The organism is Pediococcus acidilactici (assembly GCA_024970065.1).
Lineage (GTDB): Bacteria > Bacillota > Bacilli > Lactobacillales > Lactobacillaceae > Pediococcus > Pediococcus acidilactici_A.
This window is the reverse complement of record CP103908.1, coordinates 1,845,659-1,870,135: the sequence shown is the minus strand read 5'-3', so window position 1 is coordinate 1,870,135 and position 24,477 is coordinate 1,845,659. Positions and strand designations below refer to the sequence as shown.

Sequence of the window (24,477 nt, the reverse complement as noted above, 5' to 3'; positions counted from 1 at the left end):
AGTAAGGATGTGATTTAAGTGGCAGCCAATTTAGAAACATTAAAATCATCTTTGCGAATTGATGGCGATGATGATGACAAGCTGCTAACAGGCTATTTGTCTGCAGCCACTAGCTACATTAAACAGGCCATTGGGGACGACAATAGCGTTCCGAATTTCTATGAAATGGAAGGTGTGAGTGACTTGTTTGAAACGGCTGTTTACGCCTTAGCTGGTTCATACTGGTATTATCGGACATCAATCACTTCAAACGCTGTTAATCCAGTTGACTTAGTTGTTGATTCAATCATTGGCCAATTACGAGGCCTGTATAGTCAAAAGCAAGATGAGGTGAACGGCAATGGCAACTAATAGGTTAACTCCAGTTGACTTTAACCAACGTATAGAGATTGGCACTGTTAAAACTGTTCAAAATCCTATTAATGGAACTAGTAAACAGACATTTGTTAGTCAGTTTAGTTTATACTGTGCACCCTATACACGATCGATTGCATCTTCGTATCAACTAACAGCTGAACAACTAGAGCAAGTAGTGGTTATTATTAGGCATAATCCTAAAGTTCACGAAGGCATTAGATGTAAGTATAAAGGTAAGCTTTACGATGTCATCAATGACAGCATAGATGATTCTAGTAATTATCTGTCTTGCGATTATTTGACGCTCAAACAGGTTACTAAGGGGGTCTAGCTATGGCATACGATGATATGGCCGATCAACTAGAAAAATGGCTTAAAGACGTCAAAAAGCTAATCCCTAACGAAGCTGAACAAGAGAAGATAACCGCGGCCGGCGCTAAGAAGCTAGCTGATAACTTGACGGAAGCCACGCGAAAGAAACACTACAGCTCACATAAAGACGAAACGTACGGACACATGGCTGACCACATAAGCTATAACGCTAACGATATAGACGGTGAACATGATGGTAGATCAATTGTCGGCTGGACTAATAAGTACCATGATATGAATGCCAGACGTTTAAATGATGGGACTAAACATATTAGGGCTGATCACTTTGTTGACCAGAACCTAGACGACTCACAAGATGATGTTTTTAACGCCATGCTAGATGAGTACAAGAAGGGGGACGATGACTAGTGTTATTACCAGTATCACAGGTAGCCAGCCTAGTTGATTCCCTCAATCTAACGTGGCTTGATAAAGTCTATCTGAATGAAATACCGAATGAAGATTTAGACAACACTACTAGTACAGTCATGCTATTGCAAGAAACCGATTCAAGCCCGGCCTATCTTGCAAACAGCACGTTTAAAGGCCTAGCCATGGGTGTTGAGATTCAAATCTTCTACAAGATTGACCTAGCCGATGACTTTAATCCATTGGAAGCTGAGATAGCTTTGATGAAAAGCCTTAAAGAGGCTGGCTGGTTAATTGTATCTAGTCAACATCATTCGATAGACCCAGATACCAACCAAGTAACGAAAACAATTTATGTAACTAAAAATGAAATGATTTAAAGGAGAGATTTAAATGTCAAAACATAATATTGTAAAAGCAACTTTTGCTTTACTAGACGATAACGGAGACCTAATTAAAGACGCTACAAAAGGTCTATCTGCTGACGGAATCTATGTTGCCGATCATAATGGCGAAGGCTTCAGTCAAATTAACGTGACTGCGATTGAAGCGGCCGGAACGCCTGGCTGGGGAAATGGACAAATCAAGCGTACGGCTTATGGTAAGTCTATGCCTACATTGGCTTTAACCGCTTTGGACTTGGATTTTCGGATTAACCAAATGCTAAAGGGATACACACAAAACCCTAACACGGGTGCTTGGGTTCGTCAGTTACCTAAGCCTCATGTGGCGATGATTGCCGAATCTCAATCACTAGATGGTGACATCTCAATTTATGAATGCTTTAATAACATTGAATTCGTTGAAGAAGCATCTAACAACTCAACTGATACCAACAATGAAGCAGCTTACTCAACGGTTCTAAATGGTACTGTTTTAACACCATTGAAGCCAGACATTTTCTTAGCTGCCAATGGGGTACAACAACCTTATATGATTGCCAAGTCAAATGACCCTAACTTCAACTTAGATAAGCTATATGCTGAAACATTTGGTGGTTATACCAAGCCAGCAAGCGGTGCAACCGGTAGTACAGCTAGTACAACCACTGTAGTTCCCGGCAGTGCAGCTAGCCACTAGCAGCAATTAAAAGGCTTCCCTTAATTGGGTGGCCTTTTAATACATACAAAATTAAATAAAGGGGTGCAAATCACTATGAAAATTAATGCAAAAAATTACTTTAGAATCAACAAAACGGCCAATGTAACACCAACTAACAATATTATTCGGTTGGCTACCAAGGTTCAAATTGGCATGCTGGAGTCACAAGACACTGAAAAAGAGATTGCTGAACTAGACGCCATGAAAAACGGCCTAGAATTGCAGGACGATATGGCCGATTTTGTACAACGAGTAATGGGCTATACTGATCAGCAGATGGAAACGATTAACGATACTGTCTCAATTGAGCGTTTTGGCGAAGGTGTTGGTTACTTGATTATGCGCCTAAATGGTATTTCAGACGCTGATATTAAGTTGTCTGAACAGAAGCAACGTAAAGCTATCAAAGACGCGAAGTCGTCAAAATAAGCCGGCACAAGCGTAACAGTGAGATTAAGCGAGAAGTTTTAAAGTTAAAAAACCAACAGGAAGACTTCAACCTGCTAGCTCAACAATTATTAACCGAGGGGTTATCACCGAAAGAATTCGATGATAGTCCCTTTTTTAGTATGTTAGAAACTTTAAACGCTCGTAAAAAGGAAGACCGTGCTGAACTGGTTGACCCACTAGAGGCCATTAATCAAACGTATGGTTTATAGCGCTTGTGCCAAAAAGGAGGCTAAAGAATGGCAAAAAAAGTAGTTGGCCGTGAGATGACCAGTAGGGTTGGCCTAGATTCAGCAGAAGCTGTTAAATCGCTCAAGCAGTTAACCGCTGAGGTTAGAGCTAACACTAGTGGCTGGAAAGCCCAAGAGACGGCCTTGAAATCAGCTGGTGAATATCAAAAAGCTGCCGCCGCTAGGGTAGATGGCTTAGCCAAATCAATGGAGCTGCAAAAGGCTAAGATTGACGAGTTAAAGTCCCGTCAATCAGGCCTAAACAGAGATACCAAAAGCGGTGAAGAGCAATATTTAAAACTAGCTGACCAAATTAACAAAGCTAGCCGGTCATATGACAGTATGGGTGGCCAGTTAGATCGGGCTAAGTCTAAATTACAGTATTACAATTCAGGTTTAGCCGACTTACAAAAGGGCTATAAACAGAGTACAGCTTTAAGCGAATCCTATGTGAAGCGCCTAGAAGCCGAAGGTAGGTCGGCCGAAGCTAACAAGGCCAAATTGAGTGGCTTAAAGCAGGCCTATTCTAACATGGAGGCTCAGTATAAGGCTCAAACTAGAGAACTGGAACGGATTAAGAATGCCAGTGGTGCTACTAGTGACGCTTATAAACGTCAGCAAGTGCGTGTTAATGAGACTGCCACTAGCATGGCTAAGCTCAAAAGTGAGACTAATGAGTTAGATTCAGCCATGAATAAGGCTAAACCAACGGCCTTTACCCGAATGCTCGATTCTGCCAAGTCTAAATTAGGCTTAGTTCGAGAAGAAGAAAAGAAAACTAAGGACGAAACTAAACACTTTGCCATTGGGGCTGCTATTGGTAACACAATTAGTAACGCCGCATCTAGTGCAATAGGCTATATTAAAGGAGTTACCAAACAAGGTTATGAACTAGCCGAAGCAGGGGCTACGATTAAGAAGCAGTGGACTAATTTAGGTCTGTCAGACAGTGAAGCAACCAAGATGACAAAGCAGATTGGTGACATTCGTTCTAAGGCTAACATGTCCGGCGGAGCTATTGATGCCATGCAGAAGAAATTCTTTGCTATAACCAACAGTACCTCCAAAGCCCGCGACATGACCGAGGTATTAGCTAGCTATGGTTCAGCAGCTGGGAAATCAGGCGACCAGATAGTTAGCCTTACTCAAGGGATTGCTAGACTAACTGGTAGTACTAAAGTAACCGCCAGTTTATTTAAACGTACCTTTAGCCAAGTGCCTGAGCTTCAAAAGGCCATCATTAAAGCTAGTGGTATGTCAACAGATGCTTTTAACAAGCAGCTGGCAACTGGTAAGATAACCGGCTCGCAATTGCAAGGCTATATGGTTAAGGCTGCTAAAACAAGCGGCAAAGCATGGGAAGAGTTCGGCGATACAACTAAGGGTAAGATGGCCGCTATTCAAGGTACTTACACCAATTTGAAAGTAGCCTTTGCCAAGCCCTTAGTTGCTGGTGTCGAAAAGGCCATTGATGGAATTTCCGAAAAAAAGGGTGCTTTAGATAATGTTAAGAAGTCTTTAAGTGACTTAGTTGGCGCGCTTGGTAAGAAAACTGGCCAGTATGTCGGTAATGTTATCAGCTTTCTAGTCAAGAATGAAAAGCCAATCGAGAAGATGGGCGGCACCTTTGCTAGCATTGTTGGCAGTTTAGCTAAGGGTGCATGGTCAGCTGTAGCTGGTGCTTTAAAGCTAATTGGTGGACATTCTAAAGATGCCTCAAAAGGCATGAATGGAGTGGCTGACGCTACTGCCGCTATTGCCAAGCATAAAGGTGCCATTGAAACCATAGGCAAAGGCATTGTAACCTATTTTGCCATTTCTAAACTAGCAGGTATTGGTAGGGCATTCCTAGGGATTGCTAGTGGTATTGGTAAAACAATTGGATTTATTAGGTCACTAAGCACGGCTCAAAGGCTAGCCGCTAAAGCTAGTGGTGAAGAAACAGCCGCTCAATGGTTACTCAACGCGGCCATGGACGCTAACCCGATTGGCATTGCTGTGGTTGCCTTAGCGGGCTTAACCGCTGGACTAGTGTTAGCATACAAGCACATTAAGCCGTTTCGTGACTGGGTAAATAATGCGTTTAAATCAGTGGCTAACTTAGGAAAAGGTATTGCTAAATGGGGTTCAAATGTCGGTAAGTCGGTAGGTCAAGCACTAGGCAACATGTCTAAAAAATGGAACGGCTTTAAGAAGAGTTTTGGAAAGAGTTGGAACGAACACTGGTCGAACAATGGTAAGGCACTTAAAAGAAGCTGGAACAGTTCCGTTAAGAACACTAGGGGTTTCTTTAGCACCGTTGGCAAGAATTGGGGTAGCTGGAAGTCTAGCTTTAGAAAGAGCTGGTCAACACACTGGAATAACACAACTAGCAACTTGCATAGTTCATGGAATAAATCCTATAAGCATACCAGAGACTTCTTTAGTAGTATGGGATCCAGATGGGTTGGCTGGAAGAAAAGCTGGTCACATTCATGGAATAACCATTGGGACACCATGAGAGCTAACTTGCATAGTTACTGGAATAAAGACTTGAGCCATACTAGAGTGTTCGGCCATTCAATGGGTGACTGGCTATCAGCCTTTAAAAAGTCCTTTGGATCAGGTTGGTCTAGTTTAGGTAGGGGCGTTGAGAATATCTTTAAAAACCTTTGGAAAGATTTAAAGAGCCTAGCTAGAGACGGCATGAACGATGTCATCGACCTTATCAATGGCGGTATCAATGCGGTTGATAGTGTTATTCACATGTTTGGTGGTAAAAGGAAGACTATCGCCGATTTAGGCCATGTTCACTTTGCCACTGGTACTGGTGTGTTTAGTGGATCACGGAATCCGATTACACGGCCTACTATGGCAGTGCTTAATGATGGTAACGACAGTCCCCAAACTGGTAACAAAGAAATGGTTGTACTACCTAATGGCGATTCAGGCATTGTTCAAGGACGTAACACTAAGATGATGTTACCCGCTGGATCAGAAGTGCTGAGCGCTAGTGAGACAGCCATGTTAATGAGTATGCAAGGCGTGACTAAGTATGCAAAGGGTACTGGCTTCTTTGGTGATATTCTAAACAGTGTCACTAGTGGTATCTCAGGAGTCACTAGCTGGGTCGGTAAGAAGGTTGGCAGCTTAGAGAAGTTCTTTAAGACCGCTACTAACATTATTGCTCACCCGATTAAGTCACTCGAAAACCTGTTTAGCTGGTCTTCTAAGGGCGTTGCAGGTGTCATGAGCAACATTGGTCATGGCCTATTTAATGGCGTTGAGAAACAAGCTAAGACGTGGTGGTCAACACTTTGGTCAATGGTTGATTTAAGTGGTGGCGGTTCATATGGTGGTGGCTGGCAATCACCAGGTAGTGGCTGGACGCACACTGATGGATTTGGCTCACCTCGTGGTGGTGGCGTCCATGATGGTAATGACTTCTCCGCAAGAGTGGGAACTCCATTCCATGCTATGCACGGTGGTACGGTTATCCGCGTTGGCAATCCTCCCGCTGGCTGGGGAGCCGTTGGATATAACATTGTTACTCGTGATTCAACTGGTAAAGAAATTATTTACCAAGAATTTGGTAACGCAAAAGATGTTAGAGTTCATACAGGGCAGCATGTTAAGACTGGTGATACACTGGGCGTTCTAGGACATTCAGGGCTTGGAACTGGGCCTCACTTACACGTTGGTTTAACAAACGGTGGTTCAGTTTGGAGCAGAAATGGTATGAGTACTGCCGGCTGGCTGGATATTACTAAACAGCATGGTAAAGATAAAGGTTCCGATGCCGACAGTGATACTAATAATTCACTTCAAAAGATGATTAAGAAGCAAGTTGGTGGCGGATTCTGGAAGTTTATCAGTAAGTTAGCTGATATGTTTGGTGACAGCGGTAGTGGTGACCCCGGTGGTTCAGGTGTACAGCGTTGGAGATCTGACGTTAAACGTGCATTAAGCGAACTTGGACTTTCAACCAGTGAAAACATGGTTAGCCGAGTGCTACGACAGATTAATACTGAATCTGGTGGTAACCCTAAGGCGATGGGTGGCACAGACGGTTTAGCTGACGGGCATGCAGAAGGTTTGATGCAAGTTAAACCGGGGACATTTAGTGCCTATCATTTACCTGGACATAACAATATTTGGAATGGATACGACAATCTTTTAGCCGGCTTAAACTACGCAAAACATCGTTATGGTAGCGGATTGAGTTTCCTCGGTAACGGACATGGCTACGAAAACGGTGGAATTATCGGTAGCCACGGATTATACGAAATTGCTGAACATAACAAACCTGAAATGGTATTGCCGTTGACTAATAAATCACGGGCTAACCAGCTAATTACACAGGCTAGTCAAATGGTAAATGGCAACAATGGTAGTCAGGTTGTGCTAACAGACAGTGAAAGTAATAAGAAGCTTGATAAACTAATCAGCTTAATGTCCGCCATTTTAGGCAACATGGGTAATGTACAAGCCGTTATTGCTAAATCTGACGTGGTCAATGCCGTTAAATCGGACAATAAGACAGCTTCACAATACTCCCAAATGATGGGGTACTAATATCCTAATCAACCAAAGGGTCGTCCTTAATTGGGCGCCCTTTTTACATAGTTAAATTTAAAAAGGAGGTTAAATCGTGACCTTACAACGAGATGATTTTGAATATGCTGGCTTAAATAGCCGGGACGATTTACAAGTTGAGATGGGTAACGTGGTATTGCCTAGTGCCCCTGCTATGGCTGAACAGGTGACTGATATACCGGCCATGTATGGTAACCAGTTCAATGGCACGGATTTTACTAGCCGGACAATTAATATTCCGGTATCAATCTACTGTGCTGATAACCAAGACAGATTTAATCAGGTGATGCACAATTTAAGCGGTTTACTACTAAGCGATGACCCTAGCGATAATGGTAAAGAATACCCACTAGTATTTGGCTTTGAACCTAAGGTGACGTATTGGGGGCATATTACCGCAATTAGTGATCCAGCCCCGATTAACCCGGGTATGTATGACATGACGCTTACGATTACCTTTGTACAGTCAGACCCACGGGCAACTCTGCCACAGGTTGAGAAGCCTTTGAATAATGGTTTAAACACGATTACTGTTGATGGTACTGCACGAACAGCCCCAGTTATTCAGGTCATACCTAAACGTCCATTAAAATACATTGGTTTTAATCTTAATGGTGGTCAATTTGGTTTAGGGCCTGAGTCACCGGAAGACCAAGCTACTGCTGTTCAACCCGACATTAGTGTGATTAATGACCCTATTGCTAGTATGGGGATGTGGACTAGCGATCCCAATGCCGTTGGTGGTATCAAGACCGATGGTAAGTACAAGTATCAAGGTAGCGCTGAGATTGATAGCAATACAACAGTCATGAAAGTGGCAATTGTGAATGGTAAAAAAGACTTTGGGGCGATGCCAACTAATCCACTTGATACTGCTTGGTTAGGCCCTACTTATCGGTATACTGGGATGACCGAGGCGTTAACCAACTATCGCGTTCGCGCTGGATTACATCATATGCGATACTCAGGCACTCATAATGGACGGGCAATGGGAAAAGCACAATTTTCATTGCTCGATGCCAGTGGTAATACGATTGGCCGGTTTGTCATCGGCGACCATATGCAAGGTGGCAAAACCTATGTGGCACTACAGCTATGCAAGCCGGGAAGCACATTTGATGACGATAATCACCAGACACTTTACTGGGGATATGGCCCTAGCGGTGCATTTGCCAATAAAAGAGACGAAAAAGTTAAGATTAAAACTGAAACAGCCACTAAAACAGTGACTAAAACTAGCAGGTCTAAGAGAGGCAAGGTAACGAAGAAAACAATCAAAGAGACCGTGGATAAGTATGTGACAACTATTAACAAAGAAGAAAGAAACTGCTTAACCAATGCTTGGGTATTTATGGACTTGACAAAGTCCGGCAACGTTTATACGTGGGAATTGCATCAATATAGTCTCTATGATGGCCACCCTTATCGCAATACGAATAGGTATTTAATTGCCCGTGGCCGCTGGGTAGATACTAACAATGAATATGAGTCAGCCTTAGGCGGGTTTGGTCAAACATTCCTCAAGCACACCATCACGGAAGACTTTAACAATGTACAATACATGGCACCTTACATGACCCTCACCGACTTACAAGTCTGGAAACACACCCAGCCACAACCGAATGAACCTACTTATATTGCTAATGCAGGGGAAGAGATTGTTATGGACTGTGAGACTGATACCGTAACCGTCAATGGACGTTTGGCATCGCCGGTGTGGTCAACCGATTATCCGCAATTAAAACCGGGTGTAAACGGGCTAACTATGGTGGGCGACCTAGATGACGCTAAAATGACGCTTAGATATCTACCAAAACTATTATAGCAACACAAGGAGGTTAAGCGATGGCTTTAACCAATCAATATTTAATTCTAAATCCGAGTTTGAAACGGATTGGCACCCTAACTATTGATGGTGCCACTAAATTTTCAAACGACAGCGTCAAAATTCAACTAGCCGATGCCGACACAACTAGTACCTCCTACGATGATGACGTCAATGTAGGCACTAAGGATAGCTACACCGGCACCATCAACCTAAATGCCCAATCTAAGAAGTTCGACCATCAAGGTTCATTAGACGTGCTTCAAGGTCAGCCTGATTCAGACAAAGTAGTCGCTGGCAACAATCTCGCTTATTATGATGCCTTGTCGGGACACTGGTATGTTATGCACATATACAGCGTGGAAGAAAGTAATACTGCTGCTGTTAAACATGTAACAACGGCTAACTTTACTAATTTGTGTCTATTCACGTTGGCTCATCATTATCCAGTTGCTATGGCTGAGTCAGATACAGATATTAAGACCGCCTTTACGAGAGTGTTCAGTGATACGGGCTGGACACTTAAATTTAATACAGCTAATGCAATGACTCCACATATTTCAATTGATGGAAAGACTAAAGCATCATCACTATTACAAACGTTGTTGCAGACCTATAACGTGGAAGTTGATTGTTACGTTGAAATTGACTCACAAGGCAATGTTCAATCGAAGACTTGTGAAATTGTCGACCAGTTGAATTCCGATAAGGTGTACAACGAAGCAATCTTCGGCAAAAATATCACTAGCATAAAACGTACGACCGTTTCAACACCGATTACCAAGCTGATTCCTTATGGTTATAACGGTAATACCATAGCTGCTGCCAATGATGGAAAAAATTACATTGTTGATGATGAAGCTAATCAGAAATATAACCCTGATTGGCAAAGCGGACTTTATTACGAAGGTGTTATTACTGCTAATACAATTGAACATGCGGCTGGTTTAAAGTCGTGGGCTGAGCAGATGTTGCAACTTTTCAATCATCCTAGGACATATTATGAGGTTAATGTGACACCAACTTTTAACCCACCATTAGGTGCCACGATTAGGTTTAAAGATGAGTTAATCAAGCCGGTATTAGACGCTAGTGGCCGAGTCATTCAACGGACAATCTCCTTTGCCAATCCTTATGGCAACACCGTTGGCTTTGGTGAATACGTCACGGTACCTGTTGCCACACCGGCCTGGATGCAAGGTTATCAAAGCGCTATTAATAGTGCCCTCGAAAAGGCAAAGGAGGACGCTAGTTCGGTTAAGCCAGTTGCTTTAACTCCTGACGGCAACAACTTCACTGATACCACGCAAACCAAGCGGCTAATCTTACAGGCTTGGGAAGGTAATACTAATATTTCAGCCTATGTTGATAACAAAGGATTTATTTGGCACCGTTATAATACGGACGGTTCGATTGACAATAGCTTTAACCAAACTGGCTATTTAGTACAAGCACCCTATAGTGCCGTTGGCACACTGCGCGGGGTCATCGAAACCAGTTACATTCAAAACGAACCAGAAATCAAGCTACAAACTAATGCTATTCGTAATTTGGGCAGTTTTGACCCAGACGACAGTACACTAGGAATAACTGACGCGGCACAATATATGTGTCCTTTGAGCAACGGTCAGTATATAACTAGCCGGGCGATTAATCAAAGTACAACCGGCGATGTAATGTTTGTATTACATGACACAGATTTCAAGCCAATTAGCAAGATGATTATTTCACATGGCGGGCATGGCTCTAGCTTTTCAATCGAAGAGATAAATGGGGCTATTTACATTTGGTCCGCAACCAAGCTTAATTTAAACGTTAACGAATATGCAATTAGTCGCATACCATACCTTGCTAACGTGACCCTAAGCAATGATGATGATCGTATTACACGTTTCTGCACTGTCAATCGTTATATACGAGTCAGCGTTGATTTCAAACATGGTTACTTACTGTGTGGCTACTTTAATGGAAAACAGGATGTACTGCGGCTCGATGATGTTAAACAAGGCAATTACAATGTGCTATATAGTTTTAATGTTACCAACTATGGGTTTAACCTGGCCCAGCAAACCTACCAATCACAAGGCATTGACTTTCCATATGTGTACTTTCACTCGGGTGATTACAACATGAAAGACCCTCGTATGGTGTACGCAGTTAATGTTGTTCATGGTGGGCAAGAATTTGCCTCTAACTATTTACTGGATATGGATTTAAGATTAACCGATGATGTTGTTGAGCCTGAAACCTGCAACGTTATCTATAATAGCCAGACTAACCAGCCGGAACTATTGGTTACCTTCAATTGTAGACACCAAGGCAATGCTTTAGAACGTGTCTTTGTAATACCAATCAAAGAACGTTTGCCAATGCCTACGATTAGCAATGATGAAGAAGGGAGGTGAATTAAATGGCAGAATCTAATCCAACGCAGGTCATTCTAACAGATGATGGCCTCAAAATTATCAAGGCTCAAAACACGGCTAATGTAGCGGCTGGTAATGTTAACGATATTAACAGCGACAATAAGCTGACCCCTACTGAAAAGCTAAAATTAAAGCAGGAATATGATAAAGATGTTGAGCTTTATAACATTGATATTGAACAACTAAAATCCGTTGATTTACCTACAGCCGAACTAGAAACCGCTATGAGTAATTTGACGAATTTTGTAACTCCACTGTTCAAAGAAATGAATAGAACTTCAAACGTTGATAGAAACGCTCTAGATGGAGTATTTACAGCTTTTGCTACAGCAGATAAGAACGCCTCTCAAGCCTTTGTTAATATGGTTCAACAAGTAGCAGACGAGGCTAAAAAAGCTGGAGATGATGCAAAAGAAGCCGGCGAGAAAGCACAAGAAGCTGGAGAAGAAGCTAAAGCATCAGCCACCCAAGCAAAAGCAGATGCCACTCAAGCAAAAGCAGACGCAGCTACTGCTCAACAGAAAGCTCAATCCAGTATTGACCAACTTAATGCTCACTTGCCAGATATTGATGAAGCATTAAGCACGGCAAACTTAGTCAAACAAAATGTTACTAAACTAAGTAATACCACAGAACAATATCACAATGAATATACTACAGGGATTCAAAACGTTATCAAAACGATTGATGATATTACAGTTGGTGGGACTAACTTAATCAAAAATAGTAAGTTTGATGACAAGATGAATAACTGGCGTATCTGGTGCCCGCAAGGTATGGGGACAAGTACAGTTCAAGTTAATGAAACTGGCGGAGGCGGTGATTGGCCAAGACAAGCTATCTATTTAGCTAAGATTGTTAATACAGAAGCTGATAAAAACAACCAGTTTGGTATTGCACAGGATAATGTTCCAGTAGAGCCAAGTACAGAATATGTATTGCAACTTTTTAATGATGGGTCAGATCCAATCACTCTACAACATGGTAGTGGGACAGGAGATCCATTTGTTAGACAAGTTGTTAGTGACCATAAAGCGGTCTGGAAGTTTAAAACGCCAGCTGATATTTATAACACTAATATCTATATTGGTTTTAATTCAGGGCAATCGGGTACGGCTTGGATATCTTTAACAAAACTTGAAAAAGGTAATAAACCGACCGATTGGAGTTTATCTCCGTTTGATACAGCTACAAGTACGGAAATTGATCAGTTGAATAATGCAATTAAGTTGAAAGCTGACTCGGCCGATGTAACATCGCAAATCACGGTAGCTACTCAAGGCATTCAAAGTGAAGTAGATAATAAAGTTACTGATTTAAATACAGAAATTAGTCAAACATCAGATGCGGTTCAAATTTTAGCTAGTACAGTGGGCAGTAAAAACCTTGTATATAATGCAACATTTGAACAAATGACAAATGGTTTTCCTACCGGTTGGACCAAGATTGGTAATGCTTCTAATGAGACAGGATATGTTTCAAGTGTTCCAGTGTCTTCATATCAGGGTAGGCCTTCGATTGGGATAAACACCTCAAAAGAAATGGGCTGGTTAATGTTTGCACAATCAGACCCACAACCATTACCGGTTGATAATAGTACAGATGCTACAAACAATGTTTATAGTGCTTCAATGATGGTTAAGGTATACGGTGATGGCGGAGCTAAACCAAATGGACGTGTTGATGTTGTTTTAGCTTTCTTTGATGCTAACAAAAAGCGTATTGATAGCAATATTAAAACTGCTTGGTCACAAACCGCAACCGATAGTAAAGAACAGTGGCAATTAGTTAAAGTTGAAAACTTAGCTCCTGTAGCAAGTGCACAATATGTAGGCATTCAAGCATTTACTTATGGTGTGCCGACACATGCAATGATTAACCAGCCGATGATTAATATTGGAGCAACGGTACAACCTTTCAAACCTGATATGGTCAGCCAAGCTTCTATTACAGCGTCAATTAATAATATTAATTTAAAGGTTTCAAACTCAGATGGTTCTTCATCACAAGTAAATATCAACGACAATACGATTTTATTAGATGCTAATAAAATTGTCTTTAATGGTAATACAAGCATTCAAGATGGAACTATTGGTACAGCTAAGATTGCCAATGCGGCTATCAATACAGCACAGATTGCAGATGGAGCAATTAACAACGCTAAGATTGCGAACGCAGCTATTGATGATGCCAAAATATCGAACCTGAATGGCAATAAGATTATTGCTCGAAGTGTTACTGCCAGTCAAATTAATGTTGACGACTTAATTGCTAACGGTATTAATACTAAAACCTTAACGTCGGTTACCTTGAACACAAGTACGTTGACAACTCCTAAACTTGATCTTGGATTTAATGGAACATTTACCGAAGACTTCGATTACACGCAAGATGCATCGAAGTTCTTACCAAAGAAGAATAAAGGAACATTGACTTTTAATCATGGCGTTTTGCAATCCGAAGGTAATATGCAAACCTATGTTAATGGTCAATGGGGCGGCATGAATGACAACCTAGTATTTCAATCTGGAATCGCTAATGCACAATGGACGGAAGTTGCACCAGGCTATATGAAGATGGATCTGTACAAACAGGATGGTACATCCGTAGCACAGCGTACTTATTCCGATCCGACCGGTTTTTATTACACTTCTATGTTAGGCGATAAATCTTATTTAGGTAACGTTTTGCAAACTGCACAAGTTCAAACTCCTAGTGTGCTCACTAAATATATTGGGCTAAGTGGGGGGCAAAACCTTCTACAGATTGGTAGTAATGGTAATCATTACGGATTACAAGTAGGTTCATATGCAGGTGCAGAAGCGGTGTTAAGTGATTTTATTTATGATTTCACATCGAGTGCTTCAGCTAATGTACGTATTACTGACAGTGGTCATCTTGCTAGAACAACTTCGGCTTCAAAGTATAAGTACAACATTAAAAATCCGGATATTGAAACAACTCTGGGTGATAGATTGTTAAATGTCCACATGGCAACATGGAATGACAAACATGCAGTCGATACGTATGCAGAGCAACTAACCACTGGAGAAACTAAAGAAAAGCTTTCTATCAAAGAACATTATGGCTTAATTGCTGAACAGATGCGTGATGCGGGATTAGACATGTTTATTGATTACGGTAGAAACCATGAAATAGAGGGTATTCAATATGATAGAGCATGGGTTCCACTTTTATCTGTCATTAGAAGACTAAACGACAAAGTAAATGAATACGAATTAAGATTAAGTAAATTGGAGGGAAAAATCAATGAATGACTTTCAAATAACTAACATTACTATTGCCAATAGTGATGATTTAGGAAGAGGAACGACTATGCGTAAGATAGGCTATTCTGGAACATTTTCGGATAGCTCACACATAGAAGGATTCGTCATGATGAGCGAAGACAAATTTATGACAATTAATTACGCAGATCTAAAAAACATTGTAGCAACTCAAATTATTAAGAATTTAGGGGGTAGCAAAGATGAGTAATAAAGTTAAGGAAGTAGTTGAAGAAACGGAACCAGCTAACAATTCTAATGAAGAAAAGATTACCGAGTTAAATAATAAGATTGCACAACTGGAAAGGACTAATCAAGTCTTATCTCAATTAAGTAATGATCGTAATGAGAGAATCAGCCAATTAGAAATTGAGGTTGCAACATATAAAACAATCAATAGTAAGACTGTCTAAAATAGACAGTTTTTTATTACAAAAATTTAGGAGGAATAAACATGGCATTATCAACTAGTCAAAGTATCTCATTAAGTGGTGTATCAACGATTAATGGTGTACAGGTGGCAACATTTTCAACTGTAGTATCTAAAGGACTATCATATACAACGGTATCAACACAAATTACAGACCAAGACTTATACGAAAATAATAAGGCTGAAGTACGCAAAGATCGGAATGATTTCCAAACGGTAGCCGATAACTTATCTGATAGCCTAGAATCAGGTTCTGTTACAAGCACTGAATAACTAATCTAACAATTTGAAAGGAGGCACTTAGAGATGGCGAAAACGCTTAGTTTTACCGATACTTCACCACAAACGGTTAAAATTGGCGATACCACTACAAGCTTCACACTAGTATGTGGCAATGATAATGTGGCCACGGACTTAACTAATGCCACTTCAATTACCGTTAAATTGGGCAATGATAGTGGTTATCTTAAATCGGCTACAGTTGACCCAGCTAGTTTAACCGACCCAACGACTGGTCAAATTACCGTTACCTTTACTGCTGACTTGATGACTAACTTGCCAGCTGGTAGCTATGCAATTGAAGTATGGGTGGTTGATAGTACCGGAACGTCAATCTACCCTAGTGATGGGTCAACCGGTTTTACCATTACCAACAACATTCAGAGCACAAATGGCAGCACGATTACTACCATTACTTTTGATGATTTCGTTGCAGCAATGCATAAAGTCGCAAGTACAATTGCTAAGGGTGATAAAGGTGATCCTGGGCCACAAGGTCCCGCAGGTAAAGACGCAGTAATTAATGTAGTCACCCAAGCACAGTATGATGCACTGACTGACAAAACTGGCCTATATGTGATTCAGGGGTGATTTAAATGGCAAATATAACACATGGTACGTGGATTAAAGATTGCAAGGCAATTGATGCTGCTTATCAGGACGGTGTTAAGGTGTATGGTCGGAACCTAGCACTAAGAACAGCAACACCATTCACAATGATTGGTGAGAACAAAGATAACCAAGGACAAATTGGTTATGAATTTTCAAGAGTTATTCCACGTGGGACTGTGGTAGCCATATCTTATGATATAACATCTTCTACTGGTGTTGGTGTTTCATCAATGATGTTTTCTGGCCTTGACTCTGGAAGTACCTGGCAAAATATTTATTATAGTATTAACTTATCCAGCGGAACAAAGCACGTGTTTGTTACTCTTACAACTGATAGTGACCATTTACACATGACTTTAAGGTTAGATAATGCAACTGGAACAGTAACTATTTCCAACTTTATTATTTCAGAGTCTTCAACAGAGGTAGCTTGGTCGCCAGCACCGGAAGATATTTTAAATTAGGAGGCAGACAATTGAATAAGTGTAAATTAAAGGCACTCGTCTTAATGATGGGCGCTATTTTTATGGCCTTTTTTATGGTCAATACTACGAGCCATGCTGCACGCATGGATATGGTCGACGTGTCGAATAACAACGGCTACATGTCAACAGCAGAGTACGTTTCCATGCGTAACGAGTTCGGCGTTAAGGCTGTTACGGTCAAGATCAGTGAAGGCGGTACATACAGGGATCCGTATGCTGCCAGCAACATTGCAAACGTCCAAGCAGCAGGAATGTATATCAATGGTTACCATTTTGCACGCTACGCCACTAAGGCTCAAGCGATTGCCGAAGCTGACTACGCCGGTAGAACGGCTAAATTGGCAGGGTTGCCAGTTGGCGCGGTACTAGCGACCGACGTCGAAGCTCAGGAACAAAATTACCAATCCAAAGCAACTAACGACCGCAACAACACGGCATTTATGAAAGAGATTCAGAAGTTTGGCTATCGGGCTGATATTTACACTTCCGGATCGTGGGTTAATAGCAAGATGACCATTAAGGGTGGAACCGGCTGGATTGCTGCCTACCCGTATGTGGTTAGCGGTAAGAACTGGTATTCAAATAACCACGCATGGCAATGGTCATCAACGGCTAAATTCCGTATTAGTTATGGGGGATTTGACGTCAGCCAATTAAATGATAACTATTACACGGCTGGGCTGAAATCAACAGTTAAGCCGACTAATAAAGGCGCAGTTAAGAACAACAACGAAAAAGCCAACAAACACATTTCCAAGCCTGCTACTTCAGCCAAGTGGGTCAAGGAAAAGAAGACCTACACACTCAAGACGGCGGTTAAGCTGCGCACAGGCGCTTCAACGTCATCAAGCACGATCGCTATTTTACCAGCTGGAACTACGGTAAAGACTGATCAAGCCATTATTAAGGACGGGTATCGCTGGGTACGTCAGCCACGTTTTTATGGCTATGGCTATCTAGCAACCGGTCCAACAAGCAATACGCTGGAATATGTAAAGAGTGGTACAACTCACACGTATTACACTGTTAAGCCTGGTGACAGCTGGTGGACAATCGCACAACGCACCGGCCTAAGCATGACTGCGTTAGCTAGTCGAAACGGCAAGTCGATTTACACCACTATCTATCCTGGCCAGCGATTGGTGGTGCGGTAATGGTGCAATACGACGACACGACTAAGTTACTAATGGATATCCAAAAGGACGTGACCACCACCAAAACGAAAGTTGAGAACATCGAAGAAAAGTTAAATCAAGTTGACGATATTGGCAACAAAGCAGAAAAGGCACTAGCCAAATCAATTGAGGTCGAACATGAGATAGGACGGATTACTCAGATTCAGAATTGGGTTATCGGTGTCTTGATTAGTGGCGTGCTCGTCACGTTAGTTATTTATATCGCAGAGAAATTTTTATAGGAGGATATTATGAAAAAAATTAGTTTTAAGAATGCTGATGGAAGTTTAAATGGTAAATTAATTGCTGGAATTATTTCATTATTGATTGTGTTAATTCAGCAAGTGTTGGCTGCATTTGGTATTAAGTTTACCGGTGACTGGTCAGCCATTGCAGGAATTATTAACACGGTTCTAACTATCCTTGGTATGCTGGGAGTTGTTACTGACGTTCAAACAGTGACATCACCAACAGTTAAAAGTGACGAGGAAAGGCAAATTGAAGCGACGGCTAATAAGGTTGCTGACGAATTGCAAACACCAACATCCGCAGCTACTACAGTGAATAGTTCTGCAGCTTCTGAAACTGAATCCACCTCACAAGCAAGTCAAAAATAGTATAATTAATCCCCTGCGCTTCGGCGTGGGGGACTTTTTTTGTGTTTAACCATTGACAAGTGTCATATATAATATTACATTATGGTCATAAGTTAAAGGAGCAGTTTGAATATTAGCCGCAATAATAAAACGGAATACCAACAATTTCAGAGTCTGATAAATAAGGGAGACAATGTTAAATGTTTGGAAGTTTATTACAATTACTAGGTTTAAGTCGTTGGTATCACCATGAGCAACATGCAGATAGGTCAAACGCCCGTAAAGCTAGTGGTCAATCAGCCTTTAGTTATGATGATTTCAAAGGATTACGCAAGTTTGCATTCTGGTTATTCGTGTTCAGCATAGTTTTAAATTGGGGCTTTGTTGGTGCAGTTAGTTTGATTGCATGGTTAGCCATGTGGGTTGTTAGCCTGCTGTTTTAAACAGCGTTAATTAAATGTCGTCCCGTAACTCGCCAAAGTTACATTCGGGGGGTTTATTGATAGGAACAGAACCGGGTCGCAAACTACACAACGTGCTGGTTATCTCGGTACCTGTGCCGACAATGGTTCGGTAGCTGGTTACGACAGTTGGGCAGGTATGTACGGTGAACCGCTGGATCGGTTACAAATTAGCATTAATGACCATAGTAATTTTTAAGCTTATTAAAATTAGGAAGTAATTAGTTAGCCTCTGTCTTCGGATGGAGGCTTTTTTGTTGTCTGGGCAGGTTGTTTTAAAGTGTATTTGGGTGTAGGATTACCATTAGTAGGAGAATTAGTTTAAGGGTTAAAGGGGGAGTAGGCTCTTGAATTAAGTTCTCCTATTTTTTATTGAAATGACATCATTATTCTCCAACGTAGGAAGAAAACTTATCCACGCCAATTATTTCGGAAAAATAACTTAAAATACAGAAAAAGTCCACTCGACCAATAATTGGTTAAGTGGGCTTTCCTTAATACAAATAAAGTATTACAATGAAGCTGCAAGCTAGGTTCCTCCAAAGAATATCAGGCTTGCCAAGGAATCACCAGCCTATGAATAGGCTGCGTGATTTTTTGTTTGTATATCTTATTTCTATATTTTGAAAATGCAAGTATATAGCTAAGGGGGGAGATCCTCAAAATACGAAATGAGATACAAATTCTATTGTAAACTAATCTAGAAGTATTTCAAATAAAATGCAAGGATATGCACACTGAAGTTATTGGCAAGGTATGCTAATAAGCAGTATAAAGCCGCTCGAAATTAATCGAACGGTTTTTATCTTGTCTATTTTAGATGAAGTTGCCTCTTTTTTAATTGGGGACTGTGGGGACATCTTGGGGACATACCCACGTTTTTTTATTGCTTTTTATGTTTTTTTATTTTTTAAAAATGGCTATATAAAGCCATTTGCAACATTTTGAATAATAAAAACAATTGATGAACAACCACAGATTCAAGTACACCTTACTAAAGCAAAGGCGAACCAACACTGGAAGCTCTACTTCCACGAAGGGGCGCAGTTGCAAAGCATGCCGGTGACTGCCCAACCGGACCAAAACGGAGTGTTAACCATTCCGTACCGCCTCAAGGGCTTAGAAACAGTAATTTTATTAACAGAGTTTTAAAAAATAAAGGAGTGAGTAGGATGGCAATTACAGCAGTACGAATTGACGGACGTTTAATTCACGGCCAAGTTGCAAACTTGTGGACTACCAAATTAGGCGTTACACGGATTATGGTAATTGACGATCAAGTTGCAGCTAGTGACATTGAAAAGGCGGGATTAAAATTAGCCCGTCCTGCAGGAGTAGATTTAAGTGTGCTTCCTGAAAAGGTAGCGGCTGACCATATTAACCGGGGTGGCTACGATTCCCAAAAGGTATTTATCGTGGTTAAGCGCCCACAAATCTTGTTAGATTTAGTTAATGATGGGGTAAAGCTCGAAGCCATTAACGTGGGTAACATGTCCCAAACTGACGAAACTACCCAATTGACTAACTCCATTAACGTTGTACAAGAAGACGTGGATGCATTCAACGCGTTGCACGAAAAGGGAATTAAGCTTACTCAACAAATGGTTCCCGGTGACCAAGCAAACGACTTTATGGAAATTCTCAAGAAATTTAAACCAAAAAACTAATTAAATAAGGAGGGATTCTCATGGGTTCAGGTATTGCAATTTGGCAAGTTATTATATTAACGATTTATTCAATGTGGCAAATCATGGATGAATTGACCGTTCAAACCAGTTTGAGCCAACCAATTTGGGCTGGAATCGTCGCTGGTTTAGTAATGGGCGATTTAAAAACCGGTTTGTTAATCGGTGGTAGTTTACAATTGACCGTTTTAGGTGTCGGAACTTTTGGTGGCGCTTCCAAGATTGACGCCAACTCCGGAACTGTTTTAGCAACCGCGTTTGCGATTGGTACCGGAATGAAAGCAGAAGTTGCCGTAGCAGCTTTAGGGGTTCCGGTAGCTAGTTTGATGATCCAAACCGATATTCTCGCACGGTTTGCGAACACCTTCTTCCAGCACAGAATTGATAAGATGATCGACGAAGAAAACTATAAGGGAATTGAACGGAACTTCCTTTATGGTTACCTTCCATGGACGTTATCACGTGGTATTCCAGTATTCTTAGCACTTGCATTTGGTGGTCCATTCGTACGGACAGCCGTAGATTACATGAACACCAACCTTTTGTGGTTAAGTAACGGTTTGGCAACCGCCGGAGCATTACTTCCAGCAGTTGGTTTCGCAATCTTACTTCGTTACCTACCAGTTAAGAAACATTGGCCATACCTCATTTTAGGTTTCGTAATTACTGCAATGCTTTCAACGCTTTACACCAACATTTCTACTTTGGGAACGACCATTGCGGGCATGAATGCTAAGTTCACTACCGTATTTGCAAACTTACCAATGTTGGGAATTGCCTTGATTGGATTTGCTCTTGCAGCAATGCAATACAACCGTTCGGTAAAGAAACAAAATATGGTTGCTGCAGCACCGAAGTCAGCTGGTAACGCGACAGATTTAGATGAACAGGATGGTGAGATTCATGGCGACGAACTCTAAAAACAAAGTAGCTTATAAACTAAACGATAAAGACTTCAAACAAATGAACATCCGGAACATTCTTTTCAACCAAGTTGGATGGAACTACGAACGGATGCAAGGTTCATCATACTTGTACCTAATCTTGCCGCAATTGCGGAAGATGTATGGTGACCATACTCCTGAATTGAAAAAAATGATGAAGATGCAAAACCAATTCTTCAACACCAGTAACTTCTTTAACACCATTATCGAAGGAATCGATATGGCTTTGGAAGAAAAAGAAGGGGTTGACTCACTCGAAACCGTTGCTGGTATTAAAGCTGGTTTAATGGGTCCGTTTGCCGCAATTGGGGACTCAATTTTCGCAGCCCTCATTCCCGCAATTATGGGTGCGATTGCCGCAAATATGGCGGTTCAAGGAAATGCCTTCGGAGCAATCTTATGGATGCTGGTTAACTTCGTCATCATGTGGTTCCGGTGGATCCAATTGAAGTTTGCTTACAAACAAGGGGTTAGCTTGGTTAACGAAATGCAAGGCCAATTAAACGCATTGACTGACGCAGCAACCCTCCTCGGGGTTTACGTTGTGGGTGCCTTAGCAGCTACCATGGTTAACACCCAAGTTACCCTCGTGGCGCACTTAGGAAAGATGACGGTTAACTTCCAAGATAAGATTGACATGATCATGCCAAAATTAGTTCCTGCATTAATTGTTGGCGCAATCTACTGGATGCTTGGTAAGAAACGGATGACTTCCACCAAGGCAATCTTTATCGTAATTATCGTGGCAGTGGTACTATCTGCACTAGGTGTAATCGGAAAAGCAGCTTAATTTATTTGCACTTTTAGTATCCGACTTTCATGAATCTGGTGTATCATATTGTCATTATGAAACCGGTTTAGAAAGAGCGGAATGATTATGGAATTTAAATACAACGAAAAACGTCCCGTGTACAGTCAACTCGTGGACGTTTTGCGAAAAGAGATTAAAAATAACTACCAGCCCAACGATAAGTTGCTGTCCGAACGCGAGATTATGCGTAAATACGCGGTTAGTCGCAATACGGTTCGGGAGGCGTTATCGGAGCTAGAAAACATCGGCTATATTTACCGGCAGCGCGGTAAGGGAACTTTCGTGGCCAACATGATTGATTACACGCAAAAAATTGGTGACGAATACAGCTTTACCGAGCAAATGAAGTCGATGGGACGCAAGCCCGAAACCCGGATTTTGGAAATGTACCAGCGGGATGCGGACGAGTACTTTAGTCAAAAGCTAAAGGTACCGGTGGGGTCCTGTTTGATTAAGCTGAAACGTTTGCGTTTAGCAGATGGGCAGCCGATTATGATCGATCGAACTTACCTTCCGCAAGCTAAGTTTCCAAATTTAAGCCGGGATGATCTTGAGCTTAAGCAACGTTCACTGTACGCAATCTTTTTGGAGGATTACGGTGAAAAAGTAAAAGTTGCTGACGAACGTTTGTCAGTGGGGATTATCAGTGATGAGGATGCTAAACTACTGAACGTTGCTTCCAACACTGCCGGATTTTTAGCGCGACGAACGACGTATAATCACAAGAATGAAATTATCGAGTACACCATTAGCAGTGCTCGGGGCGATCAGTTCGTCTACAATATCAAGTATCGACACTGAAGGATTGAGAGGAGAATTACTTTATGTTTAACAAGACAGATGATGAGTTAACCAAGATGGGAGCGGTGATTACCACTCGTGAAATTCAACAAGAACCGGAATTATGGGAAGAAGCTTGGCAAAATTACCAATCCGCGAAGACGGATATTACGGAATTTTTGACGAAAATTGAAAACGAATTCAACGAACCAGTCCGGGTGATTTTCACCGGTGCGGGCTCATCTGCTTACGTTGGGGATACGGCGGCACCATACTTAACTGAAAATGGTGACCGAAAGCACTTCCGTTTTGAAGCGATTGACACGACCAAAATTGTGTCGACCCCTAAACAATACCTTGAAAAAGATACTCCGACGCTGTTAGTTTCCTTTGCGCGGAGTGGAAACAGTCCTGAAAGTGTCGCAACGGTCGATATTGCTGAAAAGTACGTTCGTCACCTTTATCAACTAACGATCACCTGTGCACCAGAAGGAAAATTAGCCCAACATGCACAAAGTGATGAAAATAACCTAGTCTTAATGCAACCTGCGCGTTCAAACGATAAGGGCTTTGCCATGACCGGCAGTTTTAGTTGCATGCTATTGACCACGTTGTTAGTTTTTGATGTGCAACATACGGATGCGCAAAAAGAGGCTTACGTGAAGGCTATCAGCAAGATGGGCCACGAAGTCATCGATCGGGTAGATGAAATTCAAAAAATCGTTGATACTGATTTTGACCGGATCGTTTACCTTGGATCTGGGGCGCTTGGCGGATTGACTCGGGAAACTCAACTTAAAGTTTTGGAACTCACGGCTGGTCAAAAGGCCACCGTCTTCGATACTTCCATGGGCTTCCGTCACGGTCCAAAGTCATTTGTGAATGACAAGACCCTCCTTTTTGACTTCGTCAGCAACGAAGCCTATACGCGACAATACGACGTTGATATTTTAGACGAAGTAGCCGGCGACGAAATTGCACCAGTCGTGATGGGAGTTGGCGTAAATTCCGACAATAATTTTGCCGGAGCAAACTTCACCTTTGCTAACGGGAACGACCAAATTCCGGATGGATACATGGCTTTTCCTGACGTAATGTTTGGACAAACGGTAGCGTTGTTGTCGTCAGTTAAGGTTAACAACACTCCAGACACACCTTCAGCAACTGGGACAGTTAACCGGGTAGTTAAGGGTGTAACCATTCACGATTTTAAGGATTAGGAGCGATATT

Annotated in this window: 24 protein-coding genes and 1 pseudogene; all 25 read left to right on the top strand. The window is 41.6% G+C overall.

What is annotated here, in order from left to right; translation table 11 throughout:
- Positions 1–18 precede the first annotated feature (18 nt).
- The 25 genes and pseudogenes from NYR25_08990 to NYR25_08870 all read left to right on the top strand — a co-directional run bounded on the left by NYR25_08990 (position 19) and on the right by NYR25_08870 (position 24,467).
- A complete protein-coding gene (locus NYR25_08990; GenBank protein ID UWF33701.1) occupies positions 19–351 on the top strand; it encodes a head-tail connector protein in 333 nt (110 codons plus the stop codon).
- Positions 341–688, top strand: coding sequence for a phage head closure protein (locus tag NYR25_08985; GenBank protein ID UWF33700.1), 348 nt, complete (start codon positions 341–343; stop codon positions 686–688). Before NYR25_08990 ends, NYR25_08985 begins: the two co-directional genes overlap by 11 nt.
- A gap of 2 nt (positions 689–690) precedes the next feature.
- Positions 691–1,098: an HK97 gp10 family phage protein gene (locus tag NYR25_08980; GenBank protein UWF33699.1), complete on the top strand. Its 408-nt coding sequence runs from the start codon at positions 691–693 to the stop codon at positions 1,096–1,098.
- Positions 1,098–1,478, top strand: a complete 381-nt coding sequence (locus tag NYR25_08975) for a DUF806 family protein (GenBank protein UWF33698.1) — start codon at positions 1,098–1,100, stop codon at positions 1,476–1,478. Before NYR25_08980 ends, NYR25_08975 begins: the two co-directional genes overlap by 1 nt.
- A 13-nt stretch (positions 1,479–1,491) precedes the next feature.
- Positions 1,492–2,178 (top strand): phage tail protein, encoded by a 687-nt coding sequence (locus tag NYR25_08970; protein UWF33697.1) that lies wholly within the window; start codon positions 1,492–1,494, stop codon positions 2,176–2,178.
- A gap of 75 nt (positions 2,179–2,253) precedes the next feature.
- Positions 2,254–2,628: a phage tail assembly chaperone gene (locus tag NYR25_08965; GenBank protein UWF33696.1), complete on the top strand. Its 375-nt coding sequence runs from the start codon at positions 2,254–2,256 to the stop codon at positions 2,626–2,628.
- A 257-nt stretch (positions 2,629–2,885) separates the two neighbouring features.
- Positions 2,886–7,430, top strand: coding sequence for a peptidoglycan DD-metalloendopeptidase family protein (locus tag NYR25_08960; GenBank protein ID UWF33695.1), 4,545 nt, complete (start codon positions 2,886–2,888; stop codon positions 7,428–7,430).
- 76 nt (positions 7,431–7,506) lie between these two features.
- On the top strand, positions 7,507–9,276 hold the full coding sequence (locus tag NYR25_08955; GenBank protein ID UWF33694.1) for a phage tail family protein: 1,770 nt from the start codon (positions 7,507–7,509) through the stop codon (positions 9,274–9,276).
- A gap of 20 nt (positions 9,277–9,296) precedes the next feature.
- Entirely contained in the window at positions 9,297–11,681 is a 2,385-nt protein-coding gene (locus NYR25_08950) for a hypothetical protein (protein ID UWF33693.1), read from the top strand.
- A gap of 5 nt (positions 11,682–11,686) precedes the next feature.
- The gene (locus NYR25_08945; protein ID UWF33692.1) at positions 11,687–14,980 is read left to right on the top strand and encodes a cell envelope integrity protein TolA; all 3,294 of its coding nucleotides are present in this window, start codon (positions 11,687–11,689) and stop codon (positions 14,978–14,980) included.
- Positions 14,973–15,200, top strand: a complete 228-nt coding sequence (locus NYR25_08940) for a hypothetical protein (protein UWF33691.1) — start codon at positions 14,973–14,975, stop codon at positions 15,198–15,200. The genes NYR25_08945 and NYR25_08940 overlap by 8 nt, the downstream gene beginning before the upstream one ends.
- Positions 15,193–15,402: a hypothetical protein gene (locus tag NYR25_08935; protein ID UWF33690.1), complete on the top strand. Its 210-nt coding sequence runs from the start codon at positions 15,193–15,195 to the stop codon at positions 15,400–15,402. The genes NYR25_08940 and NYR25_08935 overlap by 8 nt, the downstream gene beginning before the upstream one ends.
- 41 nt (positions 15,403–15,443) lie before the next feature.
- Positions 15,444–15,692 (top strand): hypothetical protein, encoded by a 249-nt coding sequence (locus tag NYR25_08930; protein ID UWF33689.1) that lies wholly within the window; start codon positions 15,444–15,446, stop codon positions 15,690–15,692.
- A gap of 33 nt (positions 15,693–15,725) precedes the next feature.
- Positions 15,726–16,289, top strand: coding sequence for a hypothetical protein (locus NYR25_08925; GenBank protein UWF33688.1), 564 nt, complete (start codon positions 15,726–15,728; stop codon positions 16,287–16,289).
- 5 nt (positions 16,290–16,294) lie between these two features.
- Positions 16,295–16,774, top strand: a complete 480-nt coding sequence (locus NYR25_08920) for a hypothetical protein (GenBank protein ID UWF33687.1) — start codon at positions 16,295–16,297, stop codon at positions 16,772–16,774.
- Between the two features lie 11 nt (positions 16,775–16,785).
- The gene (locus tag NYR25_08915) at positions 16,786–17,949 is read left to right on the top strand and encodes a LysM peptidoglycan-binding domain-containing protein (GenBank protein ID UWF33686.1); all 1,164 of its coding nucleotides are present in this window, start codon (positions 16,786–16,788) and stop codon (positions 17,947–17,949) included.
- Positions 17,949–18,212 carry a hemolysin XhlA family protein gene (locus tag NYR25_08910; protein ID UWF33685.1) on the top strand — a complete coding sequence of 88 codons (264 nt, stop codon included), beginning with the start codon at positions 17,949–17,951 and terminating at the stop codon, positions 18,210–18,212. The genes NYR25_08915 and NYR25_08910 overlap by 1 nt, the downstream gene beginning before the upstream one ends.
- 9 nt (positions 18,213–18,221) lie before the next feature.
- Positions 18,222–18,587 carry a phage holin gene (locus NYR25_08905; protein UWF33684.1) on the top strand — a complete coding sequence of 122 codons (366 nt, stop codon included), beginning with the start codon at positions 18,222–18,224 and terminating at the stop codon, positions 18,585–18,587.
- A gap of 179 nt (positions 18,588–18,766) precedes the next feature.
- Complete coding sequence (locus tag NYR25_08900; protein ID UWF33683.1) at positions 18,767–19,009, top strand: hypothetical protein; 243 nt, start codon at positions 18,767–18,769, stop codon at positions 19,007–19,009.
- A gap of 76 nt (positions 19,010–19,085) precedes the next feature.
- Positions 19,086–19,226 (top strand): annotated as a pseudogene (locus NYR25_08895) (N-acetylmuramoyl-L-alanine amidase).
- Positions 19,227–20,199: 973 nt separating this feature from the next.
- Positions 20,200–20,694: a PTS sugar transporter subunit IIB gene (locus tag NYR25_08890; GenBank protein UWF33682.1), complete on the top strand. Its 495-nt coding sequence runs from the start codon at positions 20,200–20,202 to the stop codon at positions 20,692–20,694.
- Positions 20,695–20,714: 20 nt separating this feature from the next.
- Positions 20,715–21,632, top strand: a complete 918-nt coding sequence (locus NYR25_08885) for a PTS sugar transporter subunit IIC (GenBank protein ID UWF33681.1) — start codon at positions 20,715–20,717, stop codon at positions 21,630–21,632.
- Positions 21,616–22,446 (top strand): PTS system mannose/fructose/sorbose family transporter subunit IID, encoded by an 831-nt coding sequence (locus NYR25_08880; protein UWF33680.1) that lies wholly within the window; start codon positions 21,616–21,618, stop codon positions 22,444–22,446. Before NYR25_08885 ends, NYR25_08880 begins: the two co-directional genes overlap by 17 nt.
- A gap of 87 nt (positions 22,447–22,533) precedes the next feature.
- Positions 22,534–23,268, top strand: a complete 735-nt coding sequence (locus NYR25_08875; GenBank protein UWF33679.1) for a GntR family transcriptional regulator — start codon at positions 22,534–22,536, stop codon at positions 23,266–23,268.
- A gap of 23 nt (positions 23,269–23,291) precedes the next feature.
- Positions 23,292–24,467 carry an SIS domain-containing protein gene (locus tag NYR25_08870; GenBank protein ID UWF33678.1) on the top strand — a complete coding sequence of 392 codons (1,176 nt, stop codon included), beginning with the start codon at positions 23,292–23,294 and terminating at the stop codon, positions 24,465–24,467.
- The last annotated feature ends 10 nt before the right edge of the window (positions 24,468–24,477 follow it).